This window comes from Mesorhizobium sp. A623, from assembly GCF_054489405.1.
Window position 1 is genome coordinate 1 of record NZ_JBTMXB010000075.1, and the last position, 7,080, is coordinate 7,080.

Consider the following 7,080-nt stretch of genomic DNA (forward strand, 5'->3'; position numbering starts at 1 on the left):
GCCTTCGCCAAGCTCAAGGCCTTTCTACGAAAGGTCGCTGCTCGGTCTATCCCGAAATTGTGGGACGCTGTGGCCCTGGCCATTGAGCAATTCGCACCACTGGAATGCGAAAACATGTTCGCACATGCCGGCTATGATACGTAACCGAAATTATTCGGAAAACGCTCTAAGCTCGTTGCGAAAACGGCCGTGGCCGAAATACGCATTATCGACGGCGATGTTTTCTCGCAGCACAACGCGTTTCGCGCGCCGGGAGCGCCGTCGCTCGGGGACCTTGAGAACAAGCCGCAGAAAGTCTCCTATTTGCTGCCCTGTACTCGAACATGCATATGTGCAGGTTCTGCGCCTGCTAGAAAGCTTCGAGCTTGCCGACCTGCATGCGGCGGTAAAGCAGGCTCTCCAGCTCGGCGCGATCGGCTTCGATGCCGTCAAGCATCTGATCTTGTGCCGGGTGGAGCGCCGGCCGCCACGACTGGACCTGTCCATCTACCCATACCTGCCGAGGGCCACGGTCGAGACGACATCGGCGAAGGCCTATATGCAACTGCTTTCCGCGCATGGGGAGGAAGCGGCATGAGCACTGACGTGCCTGAGATCCTGCTCTCCCATTACCTCAAAACCCTCAAGCTTCCGACCTTCCAGCGCGAGTATCAGAAGTTGGCTCGGCTATGCGCCACCGAGGGCGTCGATCATGTCGGATATCTCACCCGGCTGTCCGAGCAGGAGATGATCGAACGGGACCGCCGCAAGGTTGAACGCCGCATCAAGGCGGCCAAGTTCCCTGTCGTCAAAAGCCTCGACAGCTTCGACTTTGCCGCCATTCCCAAGCTCAACAAGATGCAGGTGCTGGAACTGGCGCGTTGCGAATGGATCGAGCGTCGCGAGAATGTCATCGCCCTTGGTCCTTCCGGCATGGGCAAGACCCATGTGGCTCTCGGGCTCGGCCTGGCCGCATGCCAAAAGGGCATGTCCGTCGGCTTCACGACAGCCGCTGCGCTGGTCAGCGAGATGATGGAAGCGCGCGACGAGCGGCGTCTGCTTAGGTTCCAGAAACAGATGGCCGCTTACCAGCTTCTCATCATCGATGAGCTTGGCTTTGTGCCACTCTCCAAGACTGGCGCGGAATTGCTGTTCGAGCTGATCTCGCAACGCTACGAACGGGGTGCCACCCTGATTACCAGCAACCTGCCATTTGACGAATGGACCGAAACGCTCGGGTCTGAGCGCCTCACCGGCGCGCCGCTCGACCGCATCACCCACCACGTGAACATTCTCGAGATGAACGGCGACAGCTACCGTCTCGCCCAAAGCCGCGCCCGAAAGGCCGGCTGAAACACCCTCGCAAAATCGCCGCGTGCGTATGAGACCCCCGCTCGGGCTACGCCCTCCCGGCGGTCTCCTGCATTCGCAAACCGTGGCCGACTATTACTCCGGCGCGTGGCCGGATTTCTCTCCGCCGTTGACACAATAGGCGGAATTCATTGGATCGTGATTGCTTCAACATTGAAGGTGTCGTATATGACACCATATGAGTGTGGAAGTCGAAGTCTATGAGGATGAACGAGGAGCCCGGCCGTTCGATGAATGGTTCGATCAGCTGCCCGCCGCGCATGCCGCGAAGGTAACGACTGCAATCCTTCGGGTTGGAGTGGGCAACCGATCCGGGTTGAAGCCTGTTGGGCAAGGCGTGGCCGAATGGCGGATCGATTGGGGGCCTGGCATCCGCATCTACCTCGCCTTCGATGGAACCAGGCTTGTCATTCTGCTCGGCGGTGGAACGAAAACGCGCCAGCAAGCTGATGTCGCCCAAGCTCTTGATCGATGGGCGGATTACAAACGCCGCAAGAAGGCGAAGGAGTGAGAACAATGGCATTGTCCCGCAGTTTCAAAGAGACCGTGAAGGCGCGCGCGGAGCGCGATCCCGAGTTTCGTGCCGCACTTCTAGGAGAAGCGATGGAGGCCTTTACCGCCGGGGAGCCAGATACTGGCAAGGCGCTGATCCGCGACTACATCAATGCAACTGTCGGGTTCGAGCAGCTTGCCGAAGCTGTCTCAATCGATCCCAAAAACCTGATGCGCATGTTCGGTCCGCGCGGCAATCCGCGTCTGGTCAACCTGTCCGCTGTTCTTCGCGAACTCAATCGCCGCGAGGCGGTTCATTTCCGGGTCGAACCAGAGCGGCTGGCCAGCTAACAGTCAGTGGCCGTCGTCATGGATCATATCTGCCGCAGAAGTCGGGTGCAGAATGAACGGCTCGCCGGTTATCATTTGGGGGCGGCGTCTCGAGGCGTAATCTTCGTCGTCTCCTTATAGGTCTCGACGGCGAACAGCGTCGTGTAGCGGATCACGTTCGGATCGCTGTCGAAGAGGCGGTCGCAGAGCGCCTGATATTCCTCCATGTCGCCGAAATGCCCGATCAGCACTGCGTCAACATCGCCAGTGACACCGAACGCCTGGGTGATCGCCGGTTCCTCTGAAACGCGCGACGCGAAGGACGACCGCACGTCCTTGGTGTGGTTGCGCGTCGTGATAGTGATGACAGCCCGAATGCTGCGCCCGAGTTTGGCCGGGTCCGCGAGATAGACGCAGGCTTTCAGGACGCCCGTTCGCCGCAGCTCCGCGACCCGGCGCAGGCAGGTCGAAGGCGTCGAGCCAACCACCTCTGCCAGCTCCGCCTTGGTGAGCGTACCGTCTGTCTGAAGCGCGGCAACGATCCGGAGGTCCACCCTCGGAGGTCAGTTGTGAGGTCGCCAGCGGACCACTGTACGTCGGCGGCGTATCACTTTCCAGAGACTCGGGGAGCAGCCCGACGGCAACAGGCTGGAGGCCTACCTCGTCAATTTCGCCATCGGCTCGTGAAACCGCCCATGTGCACAAGGTTGACCAGATCGTGATCGGCCGTCCGGTAGGAGGTGGGGGCGACGCGTCGGGCGAGCATGCCATGGAGGCCGGAGACGTCGCGATGATCCCGGCCGGCCATCCCCATTGGCACGGAGCGTTGGAAGAGTATGCCTTTTCGCACATAACCATCTCCAGGTAGGAGACGAGATCATGGTAGTCGCCGGAGACGCTCGAGGATGAAAACCGCACTCGAAGGCATCAAGGTGATCGACATTTCGGTTAACGCACCGGGCCCGTTCGCCTCCATGGTACTGGCTGATATGGGTGCCGAGGTCGTGTCAGTCGTGAACCCGATGCAGGCGAAGCCGGAATACGCCGGAGCCGCCGATGATCCCATGCTCGCGGGGAGAGGAGGCCCTAACGACGCGCTCGCCAGGGGCAAGACCACGCTAGCGCACAATCTGAAGACTGAAGACGGGCGCGCTGCCCTTCTTGAACTAATCGGTACCGCAGACGTGTTCATTAGCGAAATGCGTCCGGGAAAGCTCGAGGCTCTCGGGCTTGGATGGGACGTTTTAGGCGAAGCCAACCCACAGCTTGTGCTGTGCGAGATCACGGGATACGGATGCGGGGTCGCGCACGGCCAAGCCGTCACCATGAGCGTCACCGGGTCTGCTTTTGCCGAGCGCAAGCTCGCTGGCCGCGCCTTGATGAAAGAACTCCTCACCCTGATGCAGCTTCAGCAGGAGGGTGACACCGAGATCGCCTCGATCGGCGGGTTCGGGCTCCAATATTCCGGCGAGCGTTTCGGCCGTGACGGATATCGCTACGCCACCATGCTGATACGATCGGGCGGCGAGTACGAAGTCGAGCTCCCCGTCACCACCACGCCGATCGGAGCGATTGCCCGTCTGGAGAACGCGTTGTGCAATTTCGAGGGGGAGCGGAACGGATATCGGCGTCGGGTCGATGATGCTCGGCGTCGGCTGGCTTCCTATCAGACTCGTGTCGGTGGAGTGTTCGCCTTTGCCGACGACCTCGAGCACAAACGCGATGAGCTGGCGAAGAGTACGGTCGCGCAATGCAAGCGGGAGACAGATCACTTGCGAATATAAAGTGGCACCGGGAACTGGGGCGTCGCTTCGATTCAAAAACCCAAATTGCGTTCGACCCGGAGAAAGTCACGCCGTCTTTGTACCGCCCATTCTCGACCAAATTTATGTACTTCGACCGTCTCACAAACAGCCAGTCCTTCCGGCTTCATGACATTTTCCGGGGTGAAATGAACCGTACAATAGCCTTTCTGGGTGTTGCGTCGGCGAACCCGCTCACCGCGCTTGCGAGTGATCGCGTTTTCGACACGTGTCTGCTCAAAAATGGCAACGGTAGCACACAGGGAGCTCCGCGTTATCGCTATACAAAATCCGGCGAGCGGGTCGACAACATCACCGATTGGGCGCTCAACAAGTTCGTGAAACGCTACGGCAAGCGGGGCGTCACAAAAGATTCGATCTTCCACTATGTCTATGCCGTATTGCATGACCCCGTATATCGCGAGACTTATGCGTTAAATCTCAAACGTGAGTTCCCGCGCATCCCCTACTACGCCGATTTCGCGCAATGGGCCGCGTGGGGCCAATCGCTAATCGGGCTGCACACGGGCTATGAGGATGTCGTGCCTTGGCCAGTCCAACGGACGGAGACACCAAGTAAAAGCGCCGCAGGTACACACCCCAAACCAATTCTCAAGTCGCAGGCTGAGCGGGGCTTGGTGATAATTGATGCCGAGACGCAGATTGCCGGCATTCCGCCAGAAGCATGGTCGTATCGTCTCGGCAACCGTTCGGCGATCGACTGGGTACTCGATCAGCACAAAGAAAAGCGCCCGCGCGACGACACTATCGCTGCCAATTTCAACACCTATCGCTTTGCTGATTATAAAGAGCGCATGATCTCGCTGCTGGCGAAAGTGGCGCGGGTGAGCGTAGAGACAACTAGGATCACCGCAGCGATGACGGCTATTGATCGTACGGGTTAGACTTACCCGCCATTTTTACATGGCGGCTTTTCAGCTATTGCGGGGGGGCATGTTTAAGTCGGGAACATCGCGCAGAGCGGACGGTGACCGCGCTGCCTCCACCACGATGCGATGAAGCTGCCGCGTCGAGATCGGTCGGGCCCAGCTCTGACCGGGGAACAGCCAGCCGTCGCGATGGAGAACGCCCTGCCGGCGTCCCTCGATCCACCATGGCGTAGGAGAGACAGGAAGATCGACGGACAGCATGGCGTTACGATCGCGCCCACCCTTGCCGCGCTCGACGCGCAGATGCATGCGGGTGGTCGGTCGAGGCTGATGTCGACATCGACCTGACAGCGATCACCAGCAATACGTTCACACTGGAATGGCCGCCCCGGTCCGGTCAGATGAAAGAGTTGCCCGAAGTGGATCGCGCCGGCTGGTTCAGTCTGGCCGAAGCCGTCAGCAAAATCCTGGAAGGTCAAAAGCCCATTTTGTCGGACTTCGCGCGCCGACGGGAGGGGCGTTGATGCTCGGCTGCCTGTTTCGATAATTCGATCCATACAGGGGCGTGATCGCTAGCGTGCTCCCATCCGCGCACCTCCTTGTCCACCCCTGCTGCCTTCAGCCAATGAGCGACAGATGGGCTAAGCAGAAAGTGGTCGATCCGCAGGCCCGCATCGCGCGCAAAGGCGTTCCTGAAATATCTCCAGAAGGTATAGATGCGCTGGTCCGGGTGAAGGTGACGAAGCGCATCTGTCCAGCCTTGCGCAACAAGATCGTGATAGGCGGCACGTACCTCCGGCCGAAACAGCGCGTCGTCACGCCAGCGATCGGGCGCGTATACATCCAGATCCGTCGGCATGACATTGTAATCGCCGGCGAGGATGATGGGTATGTCGAGTTCGAGGAGCGAGGCTGCGTGTGACGACAGCCGCTGGAACCAGCGGAGCTTGTAGTCGAATTTCGGACCCGGTGCGGGATTGCCGTTCGGAAGATAGAGGCAGGCCACAATCATTCCGTCGATGGCCGCCTCGAGATAGCGGCTCTGACTGTCATCGAGATCTCCTGGCAAGCCCCGTCGGGTTTCGATCGGCTCCTTGCCGCGCACAAGGATTGCAACGCCGTTCCAGCTTTTCTGTCCATGCCAAATTGCACCGTATCCGGCCTTCTCGATCTCGTGGATCGGAAAGCGTTCGTCCGGTGATTTCAGTTCCTGAAGACAAACGACATCGGGTTGGGCCTCCTGCAGCCATCGTACCAGAACGGGAAAACGGCCGTTCACGCCGTTGACGTTGAAGCTGGCGATCTTCAACTGCAAAGTCCGAGTTGCATGGAGCGGCCCTCCCTTCCTGTCCTACATAACGCGGAGGCAAGGGTTGGGTTTCAGCCAGGCTGTCATCGTGGGCAATGCCTTCCACGTGATCGATAAAGGCTCATTCTCATGCCGCGGGAAATACCTGCGAAGAGGGTAGTGTCTGCCGCTAACGCCCATACCCGAGAAGACGTCGTTTAAGCATGCGCAGCTTACGCCGATTACCGGAAATCCCGCGTCTTCACCCTGATTTGCTCGATATGCGTGTCTGAATTATCGCTGTTCCGCAATCTCGGCACGCTGCGTGGATCGAGACCGGGGTTACCATGGTGGAATTCATCGCCTCGGCCATGCGGCAACGGGAATGCTACGTCTCGATCACCTACGCTGGCGAGATCGGCCGACAGGTCAGTCAACCGATGGGCGACGAGATGCACGACATCCCCTTCCCGCTGGATGCGACCGTAGACACCGATCATGCCGGCCGACAATACGATGCGCCGGTGTTTCTCGAAGATCTTTTCCCAGACTACCAAATTGGCGATCCCGGTTTCGTCCTCGATCGTGATGAACATGACACCCTTTGCCGAACCCGGTCGCTGGCGGACGAGCACGATGCCTGCGGCCTCCAGCCAACGGCCGTCGCGCGCGGCCATGGCGTCTGCGCAGGAAACGATGCGCCTCCGCCGAAGATCCTGCCGGAGAAAGCTGACAGGATGATCACGCAACGTCAGCCCGACATGGCCATAATCCTCGACCACCTCGCCGCCGGCTGTCATCGGCCGTAGCGTGACGACAGATTCGTGGATTTCTGGAACGGTCTCTGTCTTCCGGATCGATGCGGCGGCAAACAGGGGCAACGGCTCGTCCCGCAACGCCTTGATCGCCCACAATGCTTCTCGACGCG

General features: G+C 59.6%; 8 protein-coding genes and 3 pseudogenes. 8 read left to right on the plus strand and 3 right to left on the minus strand.

Translation table 11 applies throughout. The features are described from left to right. Positions 1-328: 328 nt before the first annotated feature. The 4 genes and pseudogenes from ACX3P1_RS27460 to ACX3P1_RS27475 all read left to right on the plus strand — a co-directional run. Positions 329-577, plus strand: a pseudogene (locus ACX3P1_RS27460) (IS21 family transposase); the annotation flags it as partial. Continuing rightward, the gene (istB, locus tag ACX3P1_RS27465; protein WP_459082879.1) at positions 574-1,332 is read left to right on the plus strand and encodes an IS21-like element helper ATPase IstB; all 759 of its coding nucleotides are present in this window, start codon (positions 574-576) and stop codon (positions 1,330-1,332) included. The pseudogene ACX3P1_RS27460 and the gene istB, both read left to right, overlap by 4 nt. Before the next feature lie 196 nt (positions 1,333-1,528). Next, complete coding sequence (locus ACX3P1_RS27470) at positions 1,529-1,861, plus strand: type II toxin-antitoxin system RelE/ParE family toxin (protein ID WP_459082881.1); 333 nt, start codon at positions 1,529-1,531, stop codon at positions 1,859-1,861. A gap of 5 nt (positions 1,862-1,866) precedes the next feature. Continuing rightward, positions 1,867-2,193 (plus strand): helix-turn-helix domain-containing transcriptional regulator, encoded by a 327-nt coding sequence (locus tag ACX3P1_RS27475; protein WP_459082883.1) that lies wholly within the window; start codon positions 1,867-1,869, stop codon positions 2,191-2,193. A 71-nt stretch (positions 2,194-2,264) separates the two neighbouring features. Here the strand turns inward: ACX3P1_RS27475 and ACX3P1_RS27480 are convergent, their stop codons facing one another. After that, entirely contained in the window at positions 2,265-2,726 is a 462-nt protein-coding gene (locus ACX3P1_RS27480) for an Lrp/AsnC family transcriptional regulator (protein ID WP_459082885.1), read from the minus strand. A 143-nt stretch (positions 2,727-2,869) separates the two neighbouring features. Between ACX3P1_RS27480 and ACX3P1_RS27485 the strand changes: the two genes are divergently transcribed. The 4 genes and pseudogenes from ACX3P1_RS27485 to ACX3P1_RS27500 all read left to right on the plus strand — a co-directional run bounded on the left by ACX3P1_RS27485 (position 2,870) and on the right by ACX3P1_RS27500 (position 4,879). Continuing rightward, positions 2,870-3,040, plus strand: a complete 171-nt coding sequence (locus ACX3P1_RS27485) for a hypothetical protein (RefSeq protein ID WP_459082887.1) — start codon at positions 2,870-2,872, stop codon at positions 3,038-3,040. A 37-nt stretch (positions 3,041-3,077) separates the two neighbouring features. Next, positions 3,078-3,458: pseudogene (locus ACX3P1_RS27490) on the plus strand (CoA transferase); the annotation flags it as partial. A 24-nt stretch (positions 3,459-3,482) separates the two neighbouring features. After that, positions 3,483-3,956: pseudogene (locus tag ACX3P1_RS27495) on the plus strand (hypothetical protein); the annotation flags it as partial. Continuing rightward, positions 3,923-4,879: a type ISP restriction/modification enzyme gene (locus tag ACX3P1_RS27500; protein ID WP_459082889.1), complete on the plus strand. Its 957-nt coding sequence runs from the start codon at positions 3,923-3,925 to the stop codon at positions 4,877-4,879. The pseudogene ACX3P1_RS27495 and the gene ACX3P1_RS27500, both read left to right, overlap by 34 nt. Positions 4,880-5,339: 460 nt before the next feature. Here ACX3P1_RS27500 and xth read toward each other — a convergent pair whose 3' ends face one another. After that, positions 5,340-6,173: an exodeoxyribonuclease III gene (gene xth / locus ACX3P1_RS27505; RefSeq protein WP_459082891.1), complete on the minus strand. Its 834-nt coding sequence runs from the start codon at positions 6,171-6,173 to the stop codon at positions 5,340-5,342. A gap of 221 nt (positions 6,174-6,394) precedes the next feature. Next, the coding region (locus ACX3P1_RS27510; RefSeq protein ID WP_459082893.1) for an OB-fold nucleic acid binding domain-containing protein at positions 6,395-7,080 on the minus strand (686 nt) is incomplete at its 5' end.

What these genes read in the sequence shown, in the direction of transcription:
- ACX3P1_RS27500 (WP_459082889.1), top strand. Translation starts at nt 3,923, where the DNA reads ATGCAAGCGGGAGACAGATCACTTGCGAATATAAAGTGGCACCGGGAA.
- ACX3P1_RS27475 (WP_459082883.1), top strand. Translation starts at nt 1,867, where the DNA reads ATGGCATTGTCCCGCAGTTTCAAAGAGACCGTGAAGGCGCGCGCGGAG.
- ACX3P1_RS27470 (WP_459082881.1), top strand. Translation starts at nt 1,529, where the DNA reads ATGAGTGTGGAAGTCGAAGTCTATGAGGATGAACGAGGAGCCCGGCCG.
- istB (WP_459082879.1), top strand. Translation starts at nt 574, where the DNA reads ATGAGCACTGACGTGCCTGAGATCCTGCTCTCCCATTACCTCAAAACC.